This window comes from Caulobacter sp. GW821-FHT12D05, assembly GCF_058807295.1.
The window spans coordinates 452,672-478,289 of the sequence record NZ_JBXAQO010000002.1; the positions used below are offsets into that span (position 1 = coordinate 452,672).

Below are 25,618 nucleotides of genomic sequence, written 5' to 3' on the forward strand. Positions count from 1 at the left end.
CGCTCAACGAAGAGGAACGCGAACTTGCTCACCGAGCGCCGCCTGAAAACCAGTCCGATGGACGGCGCCCGACTGGCCAAGGCCCTGGACGCCCAGGCCGCGCTTTTGCCTTATGCGCTGGGGGTTTTCGCGGTCAGCCTGCCCCTGTTCGTGTGGGTCGGATCGTTCGCCGTCAACCGCGCGTGGATGACCGCCAGCTTCGCCATCTTCGCCATCAACTGGGGCGCTTTTTACGCCGTCGTGAACTGGTTGCGCGACGATGCGTCGCAAGATCTTAACCGTCGCGCCCGGATTCAGGTGCTGTGCGGCGTGCTGTGGGCGCTCTGCGTCGTGCAGATCTCCGCCTTCGCCGAAGGCGCAGGCCCCGCCCGCGAAACCCTTCTGATGCTGGCCACGGCCGGCGCGGTGCTGTGCACCTTCTTCGCCGCGTCCTACCTGCCCGCCCTGCTGATCATCGCGCCGCTGGCCGCCGCCGGTCCGCTGATCGCCCAGTTCTCGCACCCCGACGGCCGCCAGGCCGGCGAGCTGACTTGGGGCGCGGTGGCCCTGGCCCTGACCCTGGGCATGATCCTGAACCGCATGTTCCGCCGCCAGCACGACCTGGCCGTCTCGCACGAGGAACTGGTCGACGAACGCCTGCGAGTGCTGGAAGCCGCCGAACGCACCGCCCGCAGCAAGTCCGACATCGTCGCCACCCTCAGCCACGAGATCCGCAACGGCCTGACCGGCGTCACCCACGTGCTGGCCGCCGCCGCCGGCAAGGGCGGTCGCGCCGCGCCGTCGCGCGAACAGCTGAACGCCGCCCTCGACGCCGCCCAGGACCTGATCTCGGTGCTGAACGCCACCCTCGACAGCGAGACCGCCGAGTCCGGCCGCCTGAACGTCGAGACCCAGCCGTTCGATCCCGTCCGCCTGGTCCAGGACCTGGTCCTGCTGGACAAGCCGCACGCGGCGACCAAGGGGCTGGAGCTGTCCGTCCACATCGATCCGCTGCTGCGCGGTCGCGACAAGGGCGCCGCCGTCGCCGACGCCCTGCGCACCCGCCAGATCATCGCCAATATCCTGGGCAACGCGGTCAAATACACCGTGCGGGGCCGTATCGAGGTCCGTGTCGAGCTGCGCGACGGTTTGGTCGCGGTCGAGGTCGCCGACACCGGTCCTGGCCTGACCCCCGAGGAAATGGAGCACGCCTTCGAGCCCTTCCGCCGCGTCGAGCGCACCGGCGCCGGCGTCAACGGCGCGGGCCTGGGCCTGTCGCTGTCACGCCAGCTGGCCCGCCTCATGGGCGGCGCCCTGGAGGCCCGCAGCGCCGTGGGCGTCGGCAGCTGCTTCACCCTGACCCTGCCCTTCGACGCCGTCGCCGAGTGCGAACTGGAGCAAGAGCTGGACACGGTGGCCACCGAAGCCCCGGGAACCCAGCGCATGATGCGCGTGCTGATCGCCGAGGACGACGCCCTGAACGCGGCCATGCTGCGCGCCATCCTGGAGCAGCTGGGCCACCAGGTCGTCCACGCCCAGAACGGCCGCCGCGCCGCCGACCTGGCCAAGATCGCCGAGTTCGACCTGCTGATGCTGGACCACCGCATGCCGGTGCTGGACGGCCCGGGCGCCGCCGCCTCGCTGCGCGGCGCCGAAGGCCCCAATCGCCAGACGCCGATCATCGCGGTCATCGAAGGCGACGGCGAGGAGGCCTCGGAGTTCCTGGACGCCGGCGCCGACATCGTGCTGCGCAAGCCGGTCAGCGTGGCCGCCGTGGCCCGCGCCCTGGCGGACGCCTCGGCCCTGGACCGCAACGCCGCCAAGTCGGAAGCCGCGTAAGCCGTTTGACTTCAGACGCTCGAAGGCGAGAATGGCGCATGTTTTCGCGCCCGACCTTCCGGCGTTTTCGCCATCACGGCGGTAGCCTGCTCGCAGGCTCCTAGCCCCGAACCGTCCGCGCGCCTGTCGCGGGCGTTCGGGGCGAACATCACGCATCCCGCCGCCTAACGGTCGCTCCCGCGGCCCGCATCAACACATCCCTATGCCTGGAGCTTTCCATGCTCGCGCAAGCGGACGCCGTCGTGCGTCCACATCTCATCATGGCCGAAACCGAGGCCGAACACCTGTCGACCCTGGCCCTGCAGATGGAGCACGCCGCTCCGCTGGCGGCCGACCTGCTGCTGCGCGAGATCGACCGCGCCGAGGTCCGCCCGGACGCCGACATGCCCGACCATGTCGTGCGCATGCGCTCGACCGTGCGGTTCGAGGACGACGCCCATGGCGCGGCCCGTTCGGTGTTGCTGGTCTATCCCAAGGAGGCCGATATCGAGGCCGGCAAGATCTCGGTGCTGTCCCTGGTCGGCGCGGGCCTGATCGGCCTGTCGGTGGGCCAGTCGATCCAATGGCCCGATCGCGACGGCCACGAGCGGGCGCTGCGCATCCTCAAGGTCGAGCCGCCCGGCCGCCTGGTCTTCTAGAGCCGCCACGGAGGGCTTGCCGCCGGGTAAGCCTTTCCCCTTCCCTCGCCCTCCCTCACACTCTCCTCAACGATAAAAGGGAGAGAGCGATGCTGGAGGGACTGCGGGTCGTCGAGCTGGCGACCTATATCGCCGCCCCCGGCGCGGCCGGGATCATGGCCGACTGGGGCGCCGAGGTGATCAAGGTCGAGTCCCCCGAGGGCGACCCGATGCGGCGCTTCTTCGACACCATCGGCTCGGACCAGGACGCCAACCCGATCTTCGAGCTCGACAACCGGGGCAAGAAGGCCGTCGTCCTGGACATCCGCAGCGACCTGGGCCGCGACGCCCTGAAGGCGCTGGCGGCGACCGCCGACATCTTCCTGACCAATGTCCGACCCGCCGCCCTGGCTCGCGCCGGCGTCGACTACGAGACCCTGAAGGCGCTCAATCCGCGCCTGATCTATTGCAGCCTGACAGGCTATGGCCTGACCGGTCCCGATCGCGACAAGCCCGGCATGGACGTGGCGGCCTTCTGGTCGCGGGCCGGGGTGGGGTCGATCACCGCGCCGAAGGGGACCGAGCCCTTCCCGATCCGCACCGGCATGGGCGACCACGTCACGTCTTTGGCGACGGTGTCCGCGATTCTCGCGGCGGTCCACGAGCGCACCAATACCGGCGTCGGCCGGCTGGTCGAAACCTCGCTGCTGCGCACCGGCGTCTATGCGATCGGCTCGGACATGGCGATCCAGCTGCGTTTCGGGAAGCTGGCCTCCACGCGTGGACGGCGCGAGGCGCTGCAGCCGCTGGCCAACTTCTACAAGACCGCCGACGGCCGCTGGATCTGCTTGCTGCCCCGCCAGGGCTCGGTGGACTGGCCCCGCATCGCCGCCGCCGCCGGCCGGCCCGAGCTGGTCGACGACCCGCGCTTCGCCTCCGCCAAGACCCGCCGCGAGAACGGCCAGGCGCTGGTCGACATCCTGGATGAAGCCTTCGGGGCCATGGCCTATGACGACGCCGCCGAAGCCCTGGACGCCGGCGACATCACCTGGGCGCCCTACCAGACCCCGCGCGAGCTGGCGGTCGACGCCCAGGCCGAGGCGGCGGGCTGTTTCGTGGATACGCCCGATGGCGCTGGCGGGACCTTCAAGGCCCCGGCGGCCCCTGCCCGCTTCCCGGGCTCGGAGGATGGTCCACGCGGACCCGCGCCGAAGCTGGGCGCGGACACGGCGGCGGTGTTCAGGGAACTAGGTTGGTCGGCGGATCAGGTGGCGGCTCTTACAGCCGTCAGCGCTTGATCTTCTCATTGGCGTCGGACAGGACGCGCAGCATCTCGGCCGAGAACATCGAGCTGGCCAGACGCTGACCGCCGCCCATGCTGGAGCTGTCGGACGAGCCGCTGAACGGATTGCCGACGTCCTGCGAGCCGCGAAGGATCAGGTCGACCATCGCCTCCTGCTGGCGGATGCGCTCCAGGCGACGACCGCTCGCATATTGCATGAAACCCTGGTCGGCCTGGACCGTCGGCGCCTGGGCGGGACCCATGTCGACGCGAGTCGCGCCGCCGGTCTTGGTGAGGTTGGCATAGACCTCGCCCACCGTGGCGGCGCGGCCGTCTTTGTAAAAGATCGAGCGGTTGGCCTGGGCCGCGTCCGGGAACATCGCCGCGGCGCTGGCGCCCGGCGAGGCCGTGGCGGCCTGGATCAGACGGGCCGAACCCGATGGGCCCAGGAAGTGGGCGGCGTACAGCTCGCCGGCCGTGGGGTCGCGCCCCACCCGGCCGCGCAGGTACGAAGCGTGGTCGCTGGCCAGCTCGCCGGCCATCAGCGAAGCGGCGTGCGGGTCGGTCTTCAGGCCCAGCACGGCCTTGCGGGCTTCGTCGCCGTCGACACGGTAACGACCGTCGCTGCCCTGGCTGATCAGGTCTGCGTAGCGGGCATAGCCGTACTTGGCGCCGTGCTTCTTCAACGTGGACAGCCAGGTCTGGTCGACGAACTGGAACAGGCCCGAGGCCGACGACGTCCGCGCCTTGGCGGCGGGGTTGAAGCCGCTCTCGCGCTTGGCCGTGCCCATCAGGAACGTGAAGTCGACCCCAGTCGCGCTGGAAGCGCGCTGGATCGCCGACTCGACGACGCTGCGGATGGAACTGACGGCGGGCATGGGCCTCAGGAGTCGGCGACTATGGTTAATTCGCGATTAACCACGTTCCGAGCCCCGCGTCCGGAGACGAGATGCCGCACCCATTCTTACAGACGTAAGACAAATCGTCACGCAGATTACGAATGTCAATTTACAGCGCTGACGGTTCGTGCTGACCTGATCCTACAGATGTAATTCAGCGTAGGAGATCGACATGAACCTGGCTCTCCATCCCAGCGGCTCCGGCATTCCCGGCCTGGACGCCCCGCCGCGCAAGCCCTCGAAAGTGCTGCTGATCGGCCTGGGCGTCTCGGCCGCGCTGCACGCTGGGCTGATCGGGTATCTGGCCTATCAGAAGTGGGTCTCGCCGCTGCCGACGATGGTCGAGCCTCCCCCACTGGTTCTGGAGCCGATCTACACGCCGCCAAAGGCGCCGCCCCCTCCGCCGCCGACCGATCAGCCGCCGCCGCAGGCCGCCGCACCGAAGCTGCATATCCCCTTGCAGACCCCCTTCGAAGCGCCTCCGCCTCTGGTGGCCGATCCGACGATCAGAACGGATGGGCCGCCGGCTACGGGTCCTCTCACGACCTTGACGCCGACACCGCCCGCGCCTCCGGCCCCACCTGCCCCGCCGGCCAAGGTCATCACCCGCGCCAACTGGCTGCGGCTGCCCTCGGCCGACGACATGGCCCGCTACTATCCGGAAAGCGCCCAGCGGCGCGGCCTGTCGGGCTCGGCGACCCTGAACTGCGTGGTGGCCATCAATGGCACGGTCCGCGACTGCTCGGTGCTGTCGGAGACTCCGGCCGATGAAGGCTTCGGCGCGGCCGCCATCAAGGTCTCGCGCTTCTTCAAGATGAAGCCGCAGACCGAGAACGGCGAGGCCGTGGACGGCGCCACCGTCCGCATCCCGATCCGCTTCAACGCCGGCGCCTGATACGCCCTCGCGTCTCCTTGAAGCGGAGGGGGTCGGATCGCTTCCGTATCGGCGATCCGGCCCTTTTCTTTAATAGCTTTTGGGCAGGCCCAGCACGCGCTCGGAGATGAAGTTCAGGATCATCTCGCGGCTGACCGGCGCGATGCGGGCGATCATCGCCTCGCGGAAGTAGCGCTCGACGTCGTATTCCTTGGCGTAGCCCATGCCGCCATGGGCCAGGACGGCGTTCTCGCAGGCGTGGAAGCCGGCCTCGGCGCCCAGGTACTTGGCGGCGTTGGCCTCGGCCCCGCAGTCCTTGCCCTGGTCGTAGAGCGCGGCGGCCTTGAAGGCCAAGAGATTGGCGGCCTCCAGCTCGGCCCACGACTTGGCCAGCGGATGGGCCACGCCCTGGTTCTGGCCGATCGGCCGGCCGAACACGATCCGCTCGTTGGCGTAGGTGGTCGCCTTGGCCAGAGCCGCGCGCCCCAGCCCGATGGCCTCGACGGCGAACAGCACCCGCTCGGGGTTCAGGCCATGCAGCAGGTACTGGAAGCCCTTGCCCTCCTCGCCGACCAGATCCTGCGCCGGGACGAACAAGTCCTCGATAAAGAGCATGTTACACTCGACGGCCTTGCGGCCCATCTTCGGGATCGGCTTGGCCTCGATCTTCTCGGCGTCGGTGTAGAACAGCGACAGGCCCTGGTGCGGCTTGGCGCACTGATCCTTGGGCGTGGTGCGGGCGATGATCAGGATCTTGTTGGCGCGCTGGGCGCCGGTGGTCCAGATCTTCCGGCCGTTCAGGCGATAGCCGCCGTCGACCTTCTCGGCCCGCGTCTCCAGGCTGGAGGTGTCCAGGCCCGAGTTCGGTTCGGTCACGGCGAAGCACATCTTGTCCTCGCCCGAAATGATCCGGGGCAGCAGGCGCTCGCGTTGTTCGTCAGTGCCGAACTTCACCAGCGGCATCGGGCCGAAGATGTTGAGGTGGATGGCGCTGGCGCCCGAGAAGCCCGCGCCCGACTGGGCCACGGTCTGCATCATCACGGCCGCTTCCGTCAGGCCCAGGCCCGCGCCGCCGACGCTTTCCGGCATCGCCACGCCCAGCCAGCCGCCTTCAGCAATGGCGGCGACGAATTCCTCGGGGAAGATTCCGGTCTCGTCGGTGCGGCGCCAGTATTCGTCGTCGAAGGCCGCGCACACCTTGGCGACGCCTTCGCGGATGGCTTCCTGCTCTTCGGTCAACCAGAATCCGGACATCCGGCCCTACTCCCCTGCGTTGGTTAGACCCCTGACTTCTCAAAACGGCGCGCGTCCATGGCGGCGGCGTCCGGGCCCGGGTGATCGCCATTCAGATACGCCGCGACCATGTCGGCCACAAGCGGCGCCAGCAGCCAGCCGTTGCGCCGCGCGCCGACGGCCAGCATGACACCGGGCGTCTTGCTCCAGCCCACCAGCGGCAGGCCGTCGGTCGTCGTCACCCGCACGCCGACCTCGACGCTGGCCGCGTCCAGATCCAGGTCCGGCCGCAGCGCCCAGGCGGCGGCGCGTAGGGATTGGGTGGCGGAGGCGTCGGGAGCCAGATCGTCGCGGCCGGCCTCCATGGTGGCGCCGATGGCCAAGGTCTCGCCCGGGGCCAGATAGACACCCTCGCCCCGCACGACCACGTCGCCTTCATCCGCCGAGGTCCGCAGGAGCTGCCCCTTGATCGGCGCCAGGGCGGCGGTCTCCGGCGCCAGCTGGCCGTCCCGCGCGCCGGGACCGGTGGCCAGCACCAGGATGTCGAAGGCTTCGGTGCGGCCATCGGCCAGCCGCAGGACGCCGGGCGCGAAGCCCTCGACCGCCATTGGCTCGAACGTCGCGCCCGCCGCCTCGGCCGCCAACCGCAGCGCCGCCAGCGCCGGTCGGGCCTCGATGCGCCAGTCCTCGGGGATCGTCTCGCCGACCGGCAGGCCCAGCTCGCTCAGCTTCTGGCCCACCTGCTCGCGCCAGGTTTCGGAGCCCTCGATTCGCACGCCAGCGCGGTGAATCTCGATCCCCAGCCCCTCGGCGAAGGCCGGCCACAGGTCGCGAGCGCGCCGCATCAGGGCCAGGTGATCGCGTGAAGCGGGGTCGAAAAGCGCCTCGCTGACCGGCGCCAGCATGCCCGCCGCCACGCCCGAAGCGTTGTCGCCCGGCCCCGCCGGATCGAAGACGGTGACCTGAAAACCAGCCCGCGCCAGGCGCAAAGCCACCGCGGTTCCTAGCGCCCCGGCCCCAGCCACGGCGATACGCACGCCCGATTGAACTGTCATGGCGCGCAGACACCTCTGGAGGGCGCCGACGTCAAGTCCGGAACGACCACGTCTATCCTTCGGCTATTCATCATTAACGATAGTAAATCGAGCGCGACACTTTGGCGCGAAGACCCGTTCCGTGCACGTCCGGACGTGACGATGCAGCCAAGCTGTGTCTATACCCGTTAATATTGGCATGCCGCCTCCGCGCGGCGCAGATGGAATAGAGGCGGATGAACGATCGACCCGCAGTCGAACCAGCCCATCCCGTGGATCTGTATGTGGGCGCTCGGCTGAGAATCCGCCGTAAAATGATGGGTCTGTCGCAGACGCAGGTCGCTGACGCCCTGGGCATCACCTTCCAGCAGATCCAGAAGTACGAGCGCGGCGCCAATCGCATCAGCGCCAGCAAGCTCTACGACGCCGCCAAGCTGCTGCAAGCGCCGGTGTCCTACTTCTTCGAAGGCCTGGACGAGACCGACGGCGGCATCGACGACGGCTTCGCCCAGCGCATGACCGAGTTCGTCTCCACGCCCGAAGGCCTGGAGCTGGCCAGCCTGTTCCCGCGCCTGGCCGACCGCCGCCTGCGCCGCCGGGTGGTCGACCTGGTCCGCGCCATGGTGGACGAGGACGCCCCGTAGTCGGGCCACAAAATCTGTAAGCTTCGAAAGGCCCGCGCCGTCACCGTCGCGGGCCTTTTCGCATTCGGAAGCGTCCGGAACCCGCCCCCTCGCCCGCCGTTGATCCGACGAAGGACGGAGGGCTGGTCACATGCCGCGCGATACGCTCGATCTCCAGCCGGTGGCGACCGGTCTCCTCTACGTCAATGACGATGATCCGGGGCTGCGCCGGATCAAGGCCGGCGACGGCTTCGCCTATCGCGACCCGGACGGCGACAAGGTCGACGACGCCGGCACGCTGGACCGCATCAAGGCCCTGGCCATCCCGCCAGCCTGGACCGACGTCTGGATCTGCCCCTCGCCGCGCGGTCACATCCAGGCGACCGGCCGCGACCTGAAGGGCCGCAAGCAGTACCGCTATCACGAGGCCTGGCGACGCGACCGCGACGGGCTGAAGTTCGGCCGCATGATCGCCTTCGGCCGCGCCTTGCCCAAGCTACGCGCCCGGGTCGAGACCGACCTGGCCCTGCGCGGCCTGCCCCGCGACAAGGTCATCGCCGCTGTCGTGCGCCTGATGGAGCTGACCCTGATCCGCGTCGGCAACGAGGAATACGCCCAGGCCAACAAGAGCTTTGGCCTCACCACCCTGCGCGACCGCCACGCCAAGCTGTCCAGCGTCGGCGGCACGTTCCAGTTCAAGGGCAAGAGCGGCAAGGTCCACACGACCGGCTTCCGCGACCGCCGCTTGGCCCGCATCGTCAAGGCCTGCCAGGACGTGCCCGGCCAACGGCTGTTCCAGTACCTCGACGAGGACGACCAGCGCCGTTCGGTCGAGAGCGCCGACGTCAACGCCTATATCCGCGAAGCCATCGGCCAGGACTTCTCGGCCAAGGACTTCCGCACCTGGGCCGGCACCCTGGCCGCCGCCCGCGCTCTGTGCCTGATCCCCAAGGCCGGCACCGCCAGCGAGGCCAAGCGCAACGTCAACACCTGCGTGAAGGCGGTCGCGGGCCTGCTTGGCAACACCGCCGCCGTCTGCCGCGGCTCATACATCCACCCGCTGGTGCTGGAGGCCTATCAGCAAGGCGTCCTGCCGCTGAAGCCGGGCCGCTCGGAGCGTGCGTTCGAGTTGGCCGTTATCCGCTTCCTGGAGGCCGCAAAGGCCTCGTGCGCGCAAGCCTAGAGGAGAGCGCCCATGGCCGCCGGCCGTCCCACCTGGCAGGGCCACCTGCGTCTGTCGCTCGTGACCTGCCCCGTCGCGCTCTACACCGCCACGGACGCCAGCAGCGACGTGCACTTCAACATGCTGCACAAGAAGACCCATAACCGGATCCGGATGATCCCCACGGACCCTGACCTCGGCCCCGTCGAGCGCGCCGACATCGTCAAAGGCTATGAGGTCAGCAAGGGCGAGTACGTGGTCATCACCCAGGACGAGATCGACAGCGTCCGCCTGGAGAGCACTCGCACCATCGACATCGAGCGCTTCGTCAGCGCCGACGACATCGACCGCCTCTATTGGGACAATCCCTACTTCCTGGTCCCCGACGGCAAGCTGGCGGCCGAGGCCTATGGCGTGATCCGCGAGGCCATGAGCAAGGCGGGCCAGGTCGCCCTGGGCCGCGTCGTCATGCACCAGCGCGAACGCCTGCTGGCCATCGAACCGCGCGACACCGGCATGGTCGCCTGGAGCCTGCGCAACCATGACGAAGTCCGCGCCGCCGCCGACTATTTCGACGCCATCCCGGACAAGAAGCCCGACGCGGCGATGATCCAAATCGCCCAGAAGATCATCGAGCAGAAGGAAGGCCCCTTCGATCCCGAGCAGTTCAACGACCGCTACGAGGACGCCCTGCGCGCCCTGATCAAGGACAAGCAGAAGGGCAAGGGCCGCAAGGTCGTGGTCGAAGAGCCCGAGGACACCAACGTCGTCGACCTGATGGAGGCGTTGCGCAGCAGCCTGGGCAAGGCGCCGGCGAAGGCCAAGTCGGCGACCAAGAAGCCCACCGCGCACAAGGCTCCCGCGCGGAAGAAGGCCAGCTAGGCCGGCTTGCTCAACAGTTCCTTCAGGCGCGGCCCGGCCTTGGCGGCCATCGCCTCGCCCACCGCCGCGGCGGCGTTGGCGGGACGGATCATCACCTCGAACTCCCGGATCTTGCCGGCGTCATCGAAGGAGATGATGTCGATGCCTTTCAGCTTCTTGTCGCCGACACGGGCGCTGAACTCCAGCACGACGGACTCGTGCCCCTCCGACCAGAACGTGCGGTGGTAGGCGAAGTCCTCGAAGATGGTGTTGACCGTCGCGATGATGTGCACCAGCGGCTCTACGCCCGGATACGGCGTGAAGAAGGCCGGCGAACGGAAAACGACTGTGTCGGCCGCCAAAGGCCGCAGGCGGTCGAACTCGCGCTTCTCCAGGAGGTCGTGCCAAGTCTCCAGCGTTTGCAGCGCGTGCTCTTGGGCCATGTCGCCCTCCCATTATTCCGACGTTCGAAGGCGCCGGATCGCAGCACTGTAAAATCCGTCCTACGCCTTGCCCAGCTTCTTGATCGCCGTCGCCAGGTCCCGCTCGCTGTCGGCATAGGCGTCCCAAGCGTCGAGGTCCTTCACCAGCCCCGGAACGGTGCGGATGTTGAAGCGCGACGGATCCAGCCCTTTGCGCACCTGGGTCCACGCCACCGGCCACGATACCGGCGCGCCCGGCCGGCCGCGTGGCGACAGCGGCGCCACCGCCGTGCTCATGCGGTCGTTGCGCAGGTAGTCGAGGAAGATTTTCCCGCCGCGCTCCTTCTTGGACATGTTCAGCAGGTACTGGTCGGGGCTGTCGGCGGCCATGCGGGCGCAAACCTCGCGGGCGAAGGCCTTGGCGGCGTCCCAGTCGACTTTCGTCCCCTTCAGCGGCGTGACCACGTGCAGCCCCTTGCCGCCGGTGGTCTTGCAGAACGGGACCAGGCCCAGCGCCTCCAGCCGGTCGCGGATCTCGCGCGCGCCCTCGATCACGGCGTCGAACCCCACGTCCGGCGCGGGGTCCAGGTCGAAGACCAGCCGCCCCGGGACCTCGGGATCGCCCGGCCGGCAGTTCCAGGGATGCAGCTCGGTCGCGCCCCACTGGGCGGCGGCGACCAGGCTCTCGACCGTGTTGAAGACCAGATACGGCTTGCGGTCACCGCTGACCGTGACCTCGTCGATCAAGGCCGAGACGCCCTTGCCCGAATGGCGCTGGAAGAAGGTCTCATGGCCGATGCCATCCGGCATGCGGATCACCGAGCAGGGCCGGCCCTTCACGTGCTCCAGCATCCAGGGGCCAACGGCTTCGAAGTAGCGGGCGAGATCCAGCTTGCTCCCCGGCGCGCCGTCGCCGGCGTCCGACCACAGCGGCTTGTCGGGATTGGAGATCGCCACGCCCAGCACCGCGGCCTTGCCGGCTTTCGGCGTAACGAGCTGCGCCTCCTCGACCGGCGCCGGGGCCTCGGCTTCGACGGCCTTGGCGGGCTTGTCCTCGCGCAGTCCCTTGAACGACGCCTGGCGCACCGAACCCTCTCCCGTGAAACCGGCGAACTCGATCTCGGCGACCAGCTCAGGCGCGACCCAATGCACGCTAGCCCCGCCCTTCGGCGCGCCCTTGCCGCTGAACGGCGAGGTCTTGCGCGCCAGTTTCTTCAGGGCCGGCAGCAGCTTGGCGACCTTGTCGCGGCCAAAGCCCGTACCCACCCGGCCGACATGGACCAGGTCACCATCCTTGTAGACGCCGACGATCAGCGATCGGAACGCCTCGCCCGTGGTCGTCCAGCCGCCGATCACCACCTCATGGCCGGCCCGGCACTTGGCCTTGGTCCAGGTCGCCGACTTGCCCGAGCGATACGGCGCGTCGAGTTTCTTGGAGACCACGCCTTCCAGCGACATCCGACAGGCCGATTGCAGCACCGCCTCGCCGCCGCTGGCGAAGTGCTCGACATAGCGGATGCGCTCGCCGTCCTTCGGCAGCATCGCCTTCAGCCGCGTCTTGCGGTCCGCCAGCGGCTGGTCCGTCAGGTCCTCGCCTTCGGCATGTAGCAGGTCGAAGGCGAAGAAGATCAGGTCCTCGGTCACCTCGTCCGACAGCGCCGCCTGCAGGCCAGCGAAGCTGGGCGAGCCGGCCTCGTCCAGAGCCACGATCTCACCGTCGATCAGGGCGTCGGGCAGATCGGCAGCGTCCTTGATCAGCTGCGGAAACCGGTTGCTCCAGTCCAGGCCCGTGCGGGTGCGAAGGGCCGCCTGGCCGCCTTCGATGCGCAACTGCATGCGATAGCCGTCGAACTTGATCTCGTGCACCCAGCCCGCGCCGCCGGGCGGTCGATCGACCAGCTTGCACAGCTGCGGCGGGATGAAGTCGGGCATCTTGGCCGCCGTCTTGGCTTTGGCCGTTTTTCGCTTCGGCGCGCCCGTCTCTTCGGCCGCCTTCTCGCCGCTGGCCTCGGGCGAGGTCTTGCTGTTCCACACCGCGTCCGGGGCCGGGCCGGCGTCGGTCATGAACGGCTTGGGGGCCTTGCCCTTGCCGGCGGCGATCTTGTCCATCGTCCGGCCCGAGGCGATCGAGAAGCTGGTGTCCTCCAGGAAGTCGAGATCGCCCTCGATGGCGAACTCGTCACGATGCTTGATCAGCAGCCAGTTCTCGCGTTTCCCGCCCCCCGACTTCCCTTTGGCGAATTTGTCGTTGTTGATCCGAACCAGGACCCAGCCGCCCTTCATCCGCTCGCCGGCGAAGACCAGCTTGATCTCGCCCTTCTTGAGCCCCTTCTCCAGGTCGAAGCCCGGCTCGGGCGCCCACCAGCCGCGATCCCACAGCATCACCGTGCCGCCGCCGTACTGGCCCTCGGGGATGGTGCCCTCGAAGTCGCCATAGGCCAGCGGGTGGTCCTCGACATGGACGGCCAGGCGCTTGTCATGCGGATCGCGCGACGGCCCCCGGGTCACCGCCCACGACAGGAAGACACCCTCGTGCTCCAGCCGCAGGTCGTAGTGCAGCCGGGTGGCGTCGTGCTTCTGGATGACGAAACGCGCCCGCTCGGACACGGCGACCTCGACCTCGCCTGAAGGCTCAGCCGTGAGCTTGAAGTCGCGCTTGGCCTGGTAGGCCGCCAGCTTGCGCGTCACCATCGCTTGGCTACTCGCCGTCAAACACTTCGGGACGCACGTCGTCGGGGTCGCCGTCCTCGTCCTGCTCGAGTTCGATGATCTCGTCGTCGTCCAGCTCTTCGGCGATCAGGGCGTCGTCATCGTCGGCGTCGCCCTCGGCCTGGGTGACGTCCAGCACGTCCGGCAGCTCCTCGAAGGTGCGCAGTTCGCCGTCCTTGCCGACGACATCCTCGTCCAGCGCTTCGGCGCCGTCCTGGCCGTCCCATCCGTTGTCGACGTCGGTCATGGCAGTTCTCCTTGAGAGGTTCGCAGGAGAAATGGCTGGGCCGTGGGGGCGTTCCTAACTTGGCGTTTTGAGCGCGCGGCGGACCAGGCCGGAGGCGATTCCGTGCAGAATCACCTGGTGCATGAGTCGCCCGATAGTCCACTTCCAAGACCAACATTAACGCTTTTGCCCTGAACTTGGCCGTTCCGGAGGCGACGATTTCGTAAAAATCCCCGGCCCACGGGCGTTTTGCCCCCATGAATCGGCGTTTTAACCTTCCCTAACGGGTGACAAACCCAAAACGCCTCGGCAGGCTCACAACTCCCTGATTCACAGGACATGAGCTTAGAGATGACGAACGTTTCCGATCTGGTCGACGCCGCTGTCGCCGCCGACGACAAGCTGACCAAGACCCAAGCCAAGGCCATCATCGACGGCGTTTTCAAGTCGATCTCCGACGCCGCCGTGAAGGGTGAAGAAGTCTCGATCCCGGGCTTCGGCAAGTTCAAGGTCCAGGCCAAGCCGGCCCGCACCGGCCGCAACCCGGCCACGGGCGCGACCATCGAAATCGCCGCCAGCAAGAAGGTCGCCTTCACGCCGGCCAAGCAACTGAAGGACGCCGTCAACGGCTAATCCCTCAGCGAGGGGCGGACGCCACAAAGTGTCCGCCTCCCGACGCTTCCCTTCACGCGCGACGTTGAGCCTCATGCCCTCGTCGCGCGTGAAGACTTTCCAGAACAAAAAGAGAACAATAACGTGCCGCGCATGGCCGTTCTCGATCTCAGACGCAAGCTCGCTATCCTCTCCGACGCCGCCAAGTACGACGCGTCCTGCGCTTCTTCCGGCGCCGAGAAACGGACCTCAGTCGGCGGTCAGGGCGTGGGCTCAACCGAGGGCATGGGCATCTGCCACGCCTATGCCCCCGACGGTCGCTGCATCAGCCTGCTGAAGATCCTGCTGACCAATTTCTGCATCTACGACTGCGCGTACTGCATCAACCGCGTGTCCTCGAACACGCCGCGGGCGCGGTTCACGGTGAAGGAGGTCGTCGACCTCACCCTGAACTTCTACAAGCGCAACTATGTCGAGGGCCTGTTCCTGTCGTCGGGCGTCATCCGCACGGGCGACTACACGATGGAGGAGATGGTCCGGGTGGCGAAATCGCTACGGCTAGACCACGATTTCCGGGGCTACATCCACCTGAAACTGATCCCCGAAGCCTCGCCCGAGCTGGCGGCCGAGGCGGGCCTCTATGCCGACCGGGTGTCGATCAATATCGAGCTGCCGCGCGATGACAGCCTGGCCTCCCTGGCCCCCGAGAAGAGCCCCACCGACATCAAGCGCGCCATGGGCCGCATGCGCCTGGCGATCGACGACCATGCCGAGCCGGCGAAGAAAGCCGGCAGGCGGTCGTTCGCCCGCAGCCAGTCGACCCAGCTGATCGTCGGCGCCGACGCGGCCAAGGACGGCGACATCCTGGCCCGCAGCGCCAGCCTGTACGGCGCCTATCGCCTGGGGCGGGTGTTCTACTCGGCCTTCAGCCCGATCCCCGACGCCAGTTCACGCCTGCCGCTCTCGCGCCCGCCCCTGCTGCGCGAGCATCGCCTGTACCAGGCCGACTGGCTGATGCGCTTCTACGGCTTCGAACGGCCCGAGATCGTGGCCGAGGGCGAGGACCTGGACCTCTCGGTCGATCCCAAGACCGGCTGGGCGCTGAGGAACCGGGGCAAGTTCCCGGTCGACATCCAGACGGCCGACAAGGAAACGTTGCTGCGCGTGCCGGGCCTGGGCGCAAAGGCCGTGGAACGCATCCTGGCGGCCCGGAAGATCACCCGCCTGACCCTCGATGACCTCAAACGCGTCGGGGCCGTCCTGAAGCGCGCCAGGGCGTTCGTGGTCACCGCCGACTGGACGCCCGGGGCTTTGGCCGATCACGACAGCCTGAAGGCCGCCCTGGTCCAGCCCCAGCAGCTGAACCTGTTCTGATGCGGGTGGTGCGCTTGGCGTCCGAGATCGACTTCGCCGGCTGGCGCACGGCCGCGCGAGCTCTGCGGGCCGAGGGGGTGAGCCCCGAAGCGGTGGTGTGGACAGTGGAGCGGGAGCTGTTCGACGTCGATGCTTCGCCTGCGTCCTCCAGCACGGCCAACTTCACCGTCCCCGCCGCTTTCGTCGAACTGGCCGAGCAGGTGATCCAACACCGCAGCCCCGACCGCCTCGCCCTGCTCTACCGCATCCTGTGGCGGCTGGAGCGGGAGCCGCGGCTGATCGACAATCCGGCCGATCCCGACATGGCCCGCGCCCGCGACATGGCCAAGGCCGTCAGCCGCGCGTCGCACAAGATGAAGGCCTTCGTCCGCTTTCGCCTGATCGAGGGCACCGCCACCGAGACCTATGCCGCCTGGTTCGAGCCTGCCCACCGCGTGACCGAGGCCACCGCCGGCTTCTTCGTGCGCCGCTTCACCAACATGGACTGGACCATCCTGACGCCTGACGCCTGCGTCGCCTGGGACCGCGAGCGATTGTACGTGTCGGAAGGCGCCGATCCGGCCGACGCGCCGTCCGAGGACGCCCAGGAAGAGCTCTGGCGCACCTACTACGCCTCGATCTTCAATCCGGCCCGCCTGAACCCCAAGCAGATGCGCCAGGAGATGCCGAAACGCTATTGGCGGAACCTGCCCGAGGCGGCGCTCATTCCCGAGCTGATCGAAACCGCGCAGGAGCGCGCCACCGCCATGGTCGCCGCCACGCCTCGCCAGCCGTCCGACCGTGTGCTGAAGGCCGCCCTGCGCCACGCCCGCGACGCCTCGTACGGCCAAGGCGCACCGACGACACTGGAAGAGGTCCATGCCGGCGTGCAGGTCTGCCGTCGCTGCGACCTCTGGCGCGACGCGACGCAAGGCGTGCCGGGCGAAGGCGCGGCCAAGGCGGATCTGATGTTCGTGGGCGAACAGCCGGGCGACCAGGAGGACCTCGCGGGCCGTCCGTTCGTGGGTCCTGCGGGCCAGGTGTTCGACAGGGCTCTGGCCGAGGCCGGCGTGGTCCGCGACCGGACTTTCGTCACCAATGCCGTGAAGCACTTCAAGCACGAGCCGCGCGGCAAGCGACGCATCCACAAGACGCCGGACCGGGGCGAGGTCACCGCCTGCCGCTGGTGGCTGGACGCCGAGCGCCGCCTGGTGCGGCCGAAGGTGGTGGTGATGCTGGGCGCCACGGCGGCCCTGAGCGTGATGGGCAAGCCGACGCCGATCGGGGCCAATCGCGGGAAGGCGCTGCAACTGCCCGACCAGAGCCAGGGCGTGGTGACCTACCACCCGTCGTTCCTGCTACGCCTGCCGGACGAGGACGCCAAGGCGCGGGCCTATGCGGAGTTCGTGCAGGACCTGCGGCTGGCGGGGCAGCTGGCGGGGCTGACATAGCAAAACGCCCGGCCTCTCGGCCGGGCGTCTGTTCAGCGCTGGCTAGCTTTAGTTGACGGCCTTGCCGCTGTACTCCGCCATCAGCTCTTCCTTGCGGGCCTTCATGCGTTCGCCCATAGCCTCGAGGTCCTCGTCGCCCTTCTTGGCCTGGGCGAAGAAGCCGCCGGGCTGCTCCTCTTCCTTGACGTGGTGCTTGATGTACTCGCCCAGCACCTTGACCTTGGCGTCGTAGAATTCCTGGCTAGGCTTCATCGCCTCGATCTCGGCGATCAGCTTTTTGGCCCCGTCGTGCTCGACATAGGCCTCGTCGATCAGGTCGTCCTCGACCTCGCCGCGGCTCTCCGGATAGAGCACCTCTTCCTCGATCTGGGTGTGGACCTTCAGGGCCAGGGCGATCTGGTTGAACAGGGCCAGCTTGTCGGCGTCCTTCTCGAGCTGTTCGTACTCGTCGAACATCGCCTCCACCTCGCGGTGGTCCTTCTTGAGCAGGGTGATGGCCAGCGGATCGCGGCGACCCGTGCGGCGGGTCGACTTGCGCGGCTTGGCGGACTTGGTCTTGCTGGATGACTTGGCGGCGGCGGCCATGGAATGACTCCCTCGATATCCCCGACCGCCAACAAACCCCCTCACCGCCCCGGCCGTTCCGAAGGCTAAGCATCTCAATCAAAAGAGGTTTTGCGAAAGGTTCGCAGTGTCGAGCGGCCGACGCTCGGCCGCTCGACAGGCTTAAAGGCCCTTGGGGGATCAGCGGTCTTGGATGTTGCCCGAACGGCTGGTGTTCTGGCGCAGATTGCCCGAACTGCCCTGCTCGTCGAGGTTCACGTCGGCGTTGCCCGGCTGCTTGCCGGCCAGCTCGGCCTGACCGTCATCCAGGTCCGGCTTCTGGCCCTTGAAGGCGCGCTGTTCGGGCGGGATGGGGGGCGGCTTGGACATGGCGTGCTCCTTGATCGGTGAATGACTTCAACCGATCCGGCGCAGGCCCAGTTCCTACACCCTAGCTGGCCCGCTGGAGCGCCGTGTCGAGCTCGGTGGCCAGCGCCTCGATGCGGTAGGGCTTGATCAGCACCCGCCGGCCCTCGTTGGTCGCGGCGGCGGCGGCGGCGCTGTAGCCAGTAGTCAGGATCACGGGCAGGCTGGGCCGCAGGCGCGAGATGTCTCGCGCCAGGTCCAGGCCGCCGATATCGCCCGGCATGACCATGTCGCTGAAAACCAGGTCGAAGGCGCCGTCCTTGCGCAGCACATCCAGGGCGCCCATGGCCTCGCCGGCCCGCACGACCTCATAGCCCAGCTCGCGCAGCATCTCCTCGACCAGCTGGGCGACGCTGTCGTCGTCCTCGACCAGCAGGATGCGATAGCGGCCGATCGGCCCGGCCTTGCGCGGGGCGATAGCGGCCGGTTCGCTGGGCAGGGCCTTGGTCGAGCGCGGGATGCGAAGCCAGATCGTGGTGCCCTCGCCCAGCTTGCTATCCACTCCCGCCTCGCCGCCCGACGCGCGGGCGAAGCCATAGACCTGCGACAGGCCCAGGCCCGTCCCCTTGCCGACGGCCTTGGTGGTGAAAAATGGCTCGAACAGCCGGGTCAGCATCTCGGGCGCGACGCCGACGCCGGTGTCGCGGATGGCCAGGCGGATCTGGTCCCCTGCCCCGTCCGGACGGCCCGAGGGCTCGTTGCGGGCTTCGATGGTGATGGTCCCGCCGTCGGGCATCGCGTCGCGAGCATTGATGGCGATGTTCAGCACCGCCACTTCCAGCTGCGAGGCGTCGACCTCGATGCGCCACAGGTGCGGCGGCAGGTTGATCTCGACCTTGACGTCCTCGCGCAACGAACGGTCCAGCAGGGCGTGCATGCCGGCCAGACGGGTGGCGATATCGACCACCTCGGGCTTCAGCGGCGTGCGGCGCGAGAAGGCTAGCAGCTGCTGGGTGAGGCTGGCGCCACGGTCGATGGCCTGGCGCACGCCCTGGCGCAGGCGCTCGCGCCGCGCGGGGTCGGTGGTGCGGTCCAGCAGGTCGATGCCGCTGGAGGCGACCATCAGGAGGTTGTTGAAGTCGTGGGCCACGCCGCCGGTCAGCTGACCCATGGCCTCCATCTTCTGTGACTGGCGCAGGGCCGCCTCGGCCTTTTCTCGCTCGCGGATCTCGGCCTGCAGCTTGCGATTGGCCTCGCCCTCGCGCGCGCCCGCTGCGCCCAGCACGGCCACCAGCAGGGCGGCCATGACGATCAGCAGGGCAAAGCCCGCATACCGCATGGCGCGCCGAGACGGCGATTCCAGCACCGATCGCAGATAGACCGAACCCAGCACCGTCTCGCCCTCGGTCACCGGCGAGGTCAGCACCAGTCGCGCCCCGTCCAGGCGTGGCGGACCCAGGACGTTGCGGGCCGGCGGCGGCGGCGCGCCGGAGCGGGTGAAGCTGGCGGTCAGCTGGCCCTGCATGTCGTAGGCGGCCACGGCCTCGATGTCGGGGTTTGAACTCTGGGCGCCGACATATTCGCGCGCCGCCGAGCGGTCGTCGAAGGCCAGCGGCGCGGCCATGCTGCCGGCCAGGATGCGCAGCTGCACCTCGGCCGCGCGGTGGCGCTCCTGCTGACCCAGATGCTCATTATAGGCGGCCATGCCGAAAGCGGCCGCGACGATGGCCACGGCCAGGCCGATGGCCATCGACACCGTCAAGGCGGGCCTGAAGCCCATGCGGCCGACAACGAACATCCGAGGCAGCTTCATTTGCCGCTATCCCGCAGCGGCGCCGACAAGGCCAGCAGCTTCGAGCTCAGGGTCAGGCCGGCCGCCTGGGCGGCGTCGGCGCGGATGGAAAAGCGCAGGCGATTCTCGACAGTCACGAACTGGACCATGGCGCCGCTGGCCTCGAGGTCTTCGTCGGCCACGGTCAGCACCGGCTTGCCGGCCACCACGGCCAGCATCTGCTGCGGCGTCTGCTGGCGCGAGGCGCTGAGGAACAGCAGGTGGCAGCCCATGCCCTTGGCCACGGTCGGCAGACGAATGACGATCACGGGATGGTCGCCGACATGCAGGGCGCCGGCGACGCGGTCGATGGTCCCCCCGAACGGGTCACGGCCGCCGACACACAGGCGAAACGGACTGCCGGGCGCCTCGAACGCGGTCTCGGGCCAATCGACGAAGGGGGTGAACTTGGCCAGGTAGCCGGCCTTCAGCGCGTAGCCAGGTTCCTGTTCGCCCGCCAGGGCGGCGCCGGCGAACGCGCAGGCGAAAGCCGTCGCCGTGAGGACCCACGACGACCAACTACGCCAACCGGACCTAGGTCCAGGGGCGCCGGGCGGGAAACCCAAAACCATACGCCTGTCCCCCATGGGAATCTGAACGCGAAGCAGTGCTGTTCGATCCCACACCGATGACATTTTGGAGGCAAGGGTCGGGCAGGCGACTAAAATGCAAGCGGGCGACCAAAACGCAAAAAGCCCGAGGCGAACCCCGGGCTTTTCGGTGACGATGGTACCGCCTCTCAGGCTTGAACTGAGGACCTCCGGTTCCACAAACCGGCGCTCTAACCAACTGAGCTAAGGCGGCGCATCGCGAGGGAGTGTCTTTAGTCGGACGCGCTTCCCGGATCAAGCGTCGAAACACGCTATTTTCACAGGAAAAGCGTGCTCGCTCCGCCTGGCGTTTTTCCTGAGAAAAAACGCACGCATTCTTGTTTGGCCGTTTTCCCAAAGAAAAACGCCCCGGAGCCGAAACTCCGGGGCGTTTCTTAGCTTTCGCCTGGATCCAGGTCCTATTGCGGGACTTGGAACACCAGCGGGACGGTCACCTGACCACCGTCGACGGGCGCGCCGTCGAGGGTTTTGGGCTTCATCCGGAACAGGCGCGACAGACGCAGGGCAGCGTCGCCGAAGCCCATGTCCGCAGGGTTCTCGGAGACTACAGAGCAGCTCTCCAGGGTACCCTTGGCCGTCACGGTGCACGAGATCGTCGCACGACCAGAGACTTCCATCCGTTGAGCACGGTCCGGATAGTACCGGGCCATGTCGTCACCGCTCGGCTTACGAGCCCAGTCAGGGCGCGTGATGACCGAAGCGCGAGCCGGCGGGTTCGTCGGAACCGGCGGCACGGCGGAGATCACCGGCGGAGCCGTCGTCTCGACCCGCTTTTCAACGGGCGGGATCGGCAGCGGCGGCGGCGGCGTCACGTCCGGCGGCGGAGCCACCGGGGGACGCGGCTGCACGACGGCCGGAGGCGGCGGCGGCTCGTTGGTCGGCGGCGGCGGCGGAGGAGGCGGCGGCGGCGGCGGGGGCGGCGGAGGCAGCTCCACGTCCACGGCGTCGTCCGAATACTCCTGCATTACCGCTTCGAACTTCTGCTTCGCCAGGTAGGCGAAGAGGAGCGCGTGAACGCCGCAGACCACGACAAGGGCGACACCGAACGGTCCCATGCCCTTTTTGCGACGCGGGCCTTCCGAGGTGAGCGGATCGTAGTGGCGATGCTCGGGCGTTTGTTGTTCAGCCATGCAGCACCCCTACTTAGCTATCATCCCGTCCAACGAGAGCCACGCTGTAGAAGCCATTATCCTGGAGGGTGTTCATAACCTCCATGAAAGCCCCGTAGCGAACCTTTTCGTCGGCCCGGATGAAGATGCGCTCCTTAGACGGGTCGCGTCGGCCCATACCTTTGACGATATCCTGACCCATCTCGTCGAGAGAGGTCTCGTTATCGCCGATATAGAGCTGCCCCGTCGACTTGATCGAGATGTAGACCGGCTTCGGCGGGTTGGGAGTTGCTTTCGCCACCGCCGCGGGCAGGTTCACTTCGATCGACACGGAGGCGAGCGGAGCCGCCACCATGAAGATGATCAGAAGCACCAGCATAACGTCCACGAAGGGCGTAACGTTGATGTCGCTGTTCTGTTCGACGTTGAACCTGTCGCCCCCACCGCCTGAGAGTTTGGCGGCCATGGGTGTTACGCCCCCTTGTCGAGCTGACGCGAGATGGCGTTCATCAGTTCAGCAACGAAGCCTTCCGAGCGGGTGCCGTAACCCGAGATGCGGGTCTGGAAGTAGTTGTAGAAGATAACGGCCGGGATAGCGGCGAAGAGGCCGATACCGGTAGCCAGCAGAGCTTCAGCGATACCCGGCGCGACGACGGCCAGGTTGGTCGTGTTGGTGTTCGCGATGCCGATGAACGACGTCATGATGCCGTAAACCGTACCGAACAGACCGATGAACGGACCAGCCGAACCGACCGAGGCCAGGAACACCATGCCGCCCGACAGGCGCTTAACCAGCGAAGCTTGCACGGCGCTGATGGCGTAGGTGGCGCGGGCGATGGTCGAGTCGCGGTGCTCGCCGGCGACAGCCAGACCAGCTTGACGCGACAGTTCGACTTCCTGCGAGGCGGCGGCGGCCATGTCGGCCATCGGGTTGCCTTCGAATTCTTCCGACGAGCTGATGCGCGCGATGTCGGCGATCGAGCGAGCGCCGCGGAAGGCTTCCAGGAACTTGTCCGATTGCTTGTTCAGGCCAGCGAACTCGAAAATCTTGGTGAGCAGCAGAACCCACGAGAAGACCGAGGCCAGCAGCAGGCCGATCATGACGACCTTAACGACGGCGCCAGCGGCGAGGAACATGCCGACGGGCGTCAGCGAGTGGCCGCCCTTCTTCTCGCCGCCTTCTTCGGCGGGAGCGGCTTCCGGAGCCGGAGCAGCAGCGGCGGCGTCAGCGGCCGGAGCGGCGGGGGCGGCGGCTTCCGAAGTCGCGGGGGCCGGAGCCGCGGCGTCTTGGGCGAAAGCCGGGGCGCTCGCCATCAGCGCGACAGCGCCGACGAGAGCGATGAGGGGGGTCTTCCGTTTAATGTCGAGCATCTTTCGCCAGTTCCTGATTGGTCTAGCACGTTTGGACCGAGGGTCGTCGCGCGAGAGCGTGTCCACCCTAACTCTGAATAGCCCGCCTTGGAGTCAGATTTCTCTCTCTCCGCGGCGGACCCGCTTCGCTGCGCTCGACCCGTTACGCCCCTCACGAGGACCAAGGCCACCGGAAGGATCGTTTCGAAGCGCGGGCAACCGACGCCCTGTTACGGGCTCCGGTCTTACCGCAATGTTAGAATTGCGGCTGTGGTCCTTTGGCAACCCCTTTTCGCACCGTCAAGGGGATCATGTGGGCACAAAATCGTCGTAGATGGCCCGCACCCCCGCCCTTTGCCGCGCCGCACAAAAGGGTTTTCTGGAAAAAGGGGCGGTTTTTCCCTGGCAACGAGAAAAACCATGCTGCACTGCAGCAAGGCAACAAAACATCGGTCGATGAAGAAAGGCGCCCGCCGACTTGGCAGATGGGGCCGCGGACCGAACGGTCAACCGTCGTCATGACGGAAAAACGACAACGCGAACGGCCCAGCTTCAGGACGCCCGCAAAGCGATCGCTTCCAGATCGGAAGAAGAAGGGAAGGTGGTGCCTGAGACCGGATTCGAACCAGTGACACGCGGATTTTCAATCCGCTGCTCTACCAACTGAGCTACTCAGGCATCTTGCGTTCGGCGGTCGAAACCGCTTCGGCGACCTCGCTGTGCAGCGAGGAGCCGGGTCTATAGGTGAGGCCGGATTGGTTGTCCAGCGCCCTTTTTCATTCTCTGTGGATGTCTTCCGAAGAGAGATTCCCTGGGGGATTCTCATCGTCGTCCTCGCCGCCCGGAACGACATAGCGGGCGCTCAGCCAGCGCTGCAGGTCGACGTCGGCGCAACGCTTGGAGCAGAAGGGGCGGAAGGCGGTTTCAACCGGCTTGCCGCAAATAGCGCAGCCCGTGCTCATGCGGCGGACACCTCTATGCTGTCGATCGCGAAGTCGGATCGAGATTCGATGACGAAGCGGCGACCCAGGCGCTCGGCGACGCCGGCGTCCAGTTCGGCCGCGAAGGCTTCGGCGACGGCCGGGGCGCAAGCCGCGGTCAGGCGACCACCGGGATCCGCCCTGCCCTCGCGCTCCAGGGCGCGCGCCAGCTTGCGCGCCGCGTAGCGGGGATTCGTCTCCCCGTTTCGGGTCAGCAGCCGGTCGAGAATCGGCGGCGCGCGGCGCGGCACGATCATCTCCAGCGTTCCGAACTTGCTGATCGCCCCGATTCCCACGCCCGGATTGTCCGGCGCGAACAGGTTTCGGGCGGCCGTGGTCAGGGCCTGGCCGTCATGGCCGCGCCCCACCAGGTCGAAAATGATGATTCCCCCGAGCCCTTTCAGGCGCAGGACCCGCGAGGCGACGCTCAACGCGGCCATGTTGGCCTGGCGCGAGGCGCGCTTCGAATCGGTCGCTTCCCGCGCGCCCAGGTCGACATCGACGGTGGTCAGGGCGCGGGTGGTCTCCACGGCGATATCGCCGCCGCCCGGCAGGGCGAAGACGATGGCCAGGGCGTCGGCCTCGGCCTCTTCGACGGCCGCCAGGGCCTTTTCGCCCGTGGTGGGCGATCCGGCCTTCACATGGTGGCGCAGCAGCGCCTCAATGGTCGGGGCGGCGTCGATCACCCGCGGTTCGCCCTGCCCTTCGGCGACGAAGCGGGCTACGGCGGCCTTGTCCTGGCGCGAGGCGGTCTTGATCTCGATCTCGACCACGCCGCCTTCAACCAGCTTGGGCATGTCGGGTCGTATCGGCAGCAGCACGTCCTGGCCGCCCGGCAGGGCCACGAAGGCCGAAGCGAAGGTCTTCTCGACCGACTTGATGCGGGCCACGCCGCGCACGCCCTCGGCGTCTAGCGGATCGTCGCTGGGCCAGGAGACGAACAGGCGCTCGGGCCGGCCGTCCAGGGTCACGACCCCGACGGTCTCGCCGACGCCCTTGTAGAGGTACGCCCGGCGCTCGACGGGGGCCTTGGCGGTCTTGTGGTCAGGTTTGGCGTTCACGGCCGATATCCCAGGCCCGAGAGCAGATTGAGCGTCTCATACAGCGGCAAACCGACGACGCTGGGATAGGAGCCCTGCAGCTCGGTGATGAAGCCGCCCGCCAGGCCCTGGACGCCGTAGCCGCCCGCCTTACCCTGCCACTGGCCGCTGGCGACGTAGCCGTCGCGCTCGGCGTCGGTCAGGCGCTTGAAGCCGACCTTGGTCTCGACCAAGCGCGAGCCCTCTCGGCCATCGGGCGCGATCAGGGCCACGCCGGTCAGGACCTTGTGGTTCCGGCCCGACAGCAACTTGAGGCAGTAGAGAACATCCGCCTCGGTCTCGGCCTTGGGCAGGATGCGCCGGCCGACGGCCACCACCGTATCGGCGGCCAGGACGAAGTCGCCCGGCGCGCGGGCGGCGACGGCGCGCGCCTTCTCCTGCGCCAGGCGCAGGGCGTGGCGGCGCGGAGTCTCGTCGCGCAGAGGAGATTCGTCGATGTCGGCGGGATCGACCCGGTCGGGCGTGACGCCGACCTGGGCCAGCAGGTCGAGGCGGCGCGGGCTCGCGCTGGCCAGCACCAGCGCCGGCTGGGCGGCCGTCGTCGAAGCCATC

26 protein-coding genes and 2 tRNA genes are annotated in these 25,618 nt (G+C 67.8%); 10 read left to right on the top strand and 18 right to left on the bottom strand.

Translation table 11 applies throughout. From position 1 onward, the window contains the following. The first annotated feature begins 24 nt into the window (after window positions 1-24). The 3 genes from AC1RRR_RS09620 to AC1RRR_RS09630 all read left to right on the top strand — a co-directional run bounded on the left by AC1RRR_RS09620 (window position 25) and on the right by AC1RRR_RS09630 (window position 3,733). Entirely contained in the window at window positions 25-1,818 is a 1,794-nt protein-coding gene (locus AC1RRR_RS09620; protein WP_492812549.1) for a hybrid sensor histidine kinase/response regulator, read from the top strand. 218 nt (window positions 1,819-2,036) lie between these two features. Next, on the top strand, window positions 2,037-2,456 hold the full coding sequence (gene rnk / locus AC1RRR_RS09625; protein ID WP_492812551.1) for a nucleoside diphosphate kinase regulator: 420 nt from the start codon (window positions 2,037-2,039) through the stop codon (window positions 2,454-2,456). Between the two features lie 89 nt (window positions 2,457-2,545). Then, window positions 2,546-3,733, top strand: coding sequence for a CaiB/BaiF CoA transferase family protein (locus tag AC1RRR_RS09630; protein ID WP_492812552.1), 1,188 nt, complete (start codon window positions 2,546-2,548; stop codon window positions 3,731-3,733). Here AC1RRR_RS09630 and AC1RRR_RS09635 read toward each other — a convergent pair. Next, window positions 3,723-4,595 carry a transglycosylase SLT domain-containing protein gene (locus tag AC1RRR_RS09635; protein WP_492812554.1) on the bottom strand — a complete coding sequence of 291 codons (873 nt, stop codon included), beginning with the start codon at window positions 4,593-4,595 and terminating at the stop codon, window positions 3,723-3,725. The genes AC1RRR_RS09630 and AC1RRR_RS09635 overlap by 11 nt on opposite strands. 193 nt (window positions 4,596-4,788) lie before the next feature. Here AC1RRR_RS09635 and AC1RRR_RS09640 point away from each other — a divergent pair, with 193 nt between their 5' ends. Further along, window positions 4,789-5,511, top strand: a complete 723-nt coding sequence (locus tag AC1RRR_RS09640; protein WP_492812556.1) for an energy transducer TonB family protein — start codon at window positions 4,789-4,791, stop codon at window positions 5,509-5,511. A 69-nt stretch (window positions 5,512-5,580) separates the two neighbouring features. Here the strand turns inward: AC1RRR_RS09640 and AC1RRR_RS09645 are convergent, their stop codons facing one another. Further along, window positions 5,581-6,744 (bottom strand): acyl-CoA dehydrogenase family protein, encoded by a 1,164-nt coding sequence (locus AC1RRR_RS09645; protein ID WP_492812557.1) that lies wholly within the window; start codon window positions 6,742-6,744, stop codon window positions 5,581-5,583. Window positions 6,745-6,767: 23 nt separating this feature from the next. Beyond that, entirely contained in the window at window positions 6,768-7,778 is a 1,011-nt protein-coding gene (locus AC1RRR_RS09650; protein ID WP_492812559.1) for an NAD(P)/FAD-dependent oxidoreductase, read from the bottom strand. Between the two features lie 215 nt (window positions 7,779-7,993). Between AC1RRR_RS09650 and AC1RRR_RS09655 the strand changes: the two genes are divergently transcribed. The 3 genes from AC1RRR_RS09655 to ku all read left to right on the top strand — a co-directional run bounded on the left by AC1RRR_RS09655 (window position 7,994) and on the right by ku (window position 10,424). Further along, a complete protein-coding gene (locus AC1RRR_RS09655) occupies window positions 7,994-8,401 on the top strand; it encodes a helix-turn-helix domain-containing protein (RefSeq protein WP_454717191.1) in 408 nt (135 codons plus the stop codon). Window positions 8,402-8,531: 130 nt separating this feature from the next. Beyond that, entirely contained in the window at window positions 8,532-9,563 is a 1,032-nt protein-coding gene (locus tag AC1RRR_RS09660) for a DNA topoisomerase IB (RefSeq protein ID WP_492812561.1), read from the top strand. Between the two features lie 12 nt (window positions 9,564-9,575). After that, complete coding sequence (gene ku, locus AC1RRR_RS09665; RefSeq protein WP_492812563.1) at window positions 9,576-10,424, top strand: non-homologous end joining protein Ku; 849 nt, start codon at window positions 9,576-9,578, stop codon at window positions 10,422-10,424. On the opposite strand, the gene AC1RRR_RS09670 is transcribed toward ku, so the two are convergent. From AC1RRR_RS09670 to AC1RRR_RS09680, 3 genes are read right to left on the bottom strand one after another with little or no spacing between them, the layout of a single operon-like run. Continuing rightward, entirely contained in the window at window positions 10,421-10,846 is a 426-nt protein-coding gene (locus AC1RRR_RS09670) for a nuclear transport factor 2-like protein (RefSeq protein ID WP_492812564.1), read from the bottom strand. The genes ku and AC1RRR_RS09670 overlap by 4 nt on opposite strands. A gap of 60 nt (window positions 10,847-10,906) precedes the next feature. Then, window positions 10,907-13,516, bottom strand: a complete 2,610-nt coding sequence (ligD, locus tag AC1RRR_RS09675) for a DNA ligase D (RefSeq protein WP_492812566.1) — start codon at window positions 13,514-13,516, stop codon at window positions 10,907-10,909. Between the two features lie 7 nt (window positions 13,517-13,523). Then, window positions 13,524-13,781 carry a hypothetical protein gene (locus AC1RRR_RS09680; protein ID WP_492812568.1) on the bottom strand — a complete coding sequence of 86 codons (258 nt, stop codon included), beginning with the start codon at window positions 13,779-13,781 and terminating at the stop codon, window positions 13,524-13,526. A 330-nt stretch (window positions 13,782-14,111) separates the two neighbouring features. On the opposite strand from AC1RRR_RS09680, the gene AC1RRR_RS09685 reads away from it, so the two are divergent. The 3 genes from AC1RRR_RS09685 (at window position 14,112) to AC1RRR_RS09695 (ending at window position 17,176) form a co-directional block, all read left to right on the top strand. Further along, window positions 14,112-14,393 (top strand): HU family DNA-binding protein, encoded by a 282-nt coding sequence (locus AC1RRR_RS09685; protein WP_066682603.1) that lies wholly within the window; start codon window positions 14,112-14,114, stop codon window positions 14,391-14,393. A 132-nt stretch (window positions 14,394-14,525) separates the two neighbouring features. Beyond that, window positions 14,526-15,746: a putative DNA modification/repair radical SAM protein gene (locus tag AC1RRR_RS09690; RefSeq protein ID WP_492812571.1), complete on the top strand. Its 1,221-nt coding sequence runs from the start codon at window positions 14,526-14,528 to the stop codon at window positions 15,744-15,746. Next, window positions 15,746-17,176 (top strand): UdgX family uracil-DNA binding protein, encoded by a 1,431-nt coding sequence (locus tag AC1RRR_RS09695; RefSeq protein ID WP_492812573.1) that lies wholly within the window; start codon window positions 15,746-15,748, stop codon window positions 17,174-17,176. The genes AC1RRR_RS09690 and AC1RRR_RS09695 overlap by 1 nt, the downstream gene beginning before the upstream one ends. Window positions 17,177-17,224: 48 nt before the next feature. Here the strand turns inward: AC1RRR_RS09695 and AC1RRR_RS09700 are convergent, their stop codons facing one another. From AC1RRR_RS09700 to AC1RRR_RS09755, 12 genes are all read right to left on the bottom strand, one after another. Beyond that, the gene (locus AC1RRR_RS09700) at window positions 17,225-17,761 is read right to left on the bottom strand and encodes a hemerythrin domain-containing protein (protein WP_492812575.1); all 537 of its coding nucleotides are present in this window, start codon (window positions 17,759-17,761) and stop codon (window positions 17,225-17,227) included. Window positions 17,762-17,920: 159 nt separating this feature from the next. After that, window positions 17,921-18,109: a hypothetical protein gene (locus AC1RRR_RS09705; protein ID WP_454717199.1), complete on the bottom strand. Its 189-nt coding sequence runs from the start codon at window positions 18,107-18,109 to the stop codon at window positions 17,921-17,923. Between the two features lie 61 nt (window positions 18,110-18,170). Beyond that, complete coding sequence (locus tag AC1RRR_RS09710; protein ID WP_492812577.1) at window positions 18,171-19,898, bottom strand: ATP-binding protein; 1,728 nt, start codon at window positions 19,896-19,898, stop codon at window positions 18,171-18,173. After that, window positions 19,895-20,488 carry a TOL_0243 family YfiR-like periplasmic protein gene (locus AC1RRR_RS09715; RefSeq protein WP_492812579.1) on the bottom strand — a complete coding sequence of 198 codons (594 nt, stop codon included), beginning with the start codon at window positions 20,486-20,488 and terminating at the stop codon, window positions 19,895-19,897. The genes AC1RRR_RS09710 and AC1RRR_RS09715 overlap by 4 nt, the downstream gene beginning before the upstream one ends. Window positions 20,489-20,643: 155 nt before the next feature. Continuing rightward, a tRNA-His gene (locus AC1RRR_RS09720) sits at window positions 20,644-20,720 on the bottom strand. Between the two features lie 205 nt (window positions 20,721-20,925). Further along, window positions 20,926-21,657 carry an energy transducer TonB gene (locus AC1RRR_RS09725; RefSeq protein WP_454717202.1) on the bottom strand — a complete coding sequence of 244 codons (732 nt, stop codon included), beginning with the start codon at window positions 21,655-21,657 and terminating at the stop codon, window positions 20,926-20,928. Window positions 21,658-21,670: 13 nt separating this feature from the next. Further along, entirely contained in the window at window positions 21,671-22,102 is a 432-nt protein-coding gene (locus AC1RRR_RS09730) for a biopolymer transporter ExbD (protein WP_454717203.1), read from the bottom strand. A 5-nt stretch (window positions 22,103-22,107) separates the two neighbouring features. Further along, window positions 22,108-23,007 (bottom strand): MotA/TolQ/ExbB proton channel family protein, encoded by a 900-nt coding sequence (locus AC1RRR_RS09735; RefSeq protein WP_492812582.1) that lies wholly within the window; start codon window positions 23,005-23,007, stop codon window positions 22,108-22,110. A 581-nt stretch (window positions 23,008-23,588) separates the two neighbouring features. Beyond that, window positions 23,589-23,664 (bottom strand) — tRNA-Phe (locus tag AC1RRR_RS09740). 98 nt (window positions 23,665-23,762) lie between these two features. Continuing rightward, window positions 23,763-23,948: a DNA gyrase inhibitor YacG gene (locus AC1RRR_RS09745; RefSeq protein ID WP_492812584.1), complete on the bottom strand. Its 186-nt coding sequence runs from the start codon at window positions 23,946-23,948 to the stop codon at window positions 23,763-23,765. Continuing rightward, window positions 23,945-25,027: a ribonuclease E/G gene (locus AC1RRR_RS09750; protein ID WP_492812586.1), complete on the bottom strand. Its 1,083-nt coding sequence runs from the start codon at window positions 25,025-25,027 to the stop codon at window positions 23,945-23,947. The genes AC1RRR_RS09745 and AC1RRR_RS09750 overlap by 4 nt, the downstream gene beginning before the upstream one ends. Next, a complete protein-coding gene (locus AC1RRR_RS09755; RefSeq protein ID WP_492812587.1) occupies window positions 25,024-25,617 on the bottom strand; it encodes a Maf family protein in 594 nt (197 codons plus the stop codon). Before AC1RRR_RS09755 ends, AC1RRR_RS09750 begins: the two co-directional genes overlap by 4 nt. Between the last annotated feature and the right edge of the window lies 1 nt (window position 25,618).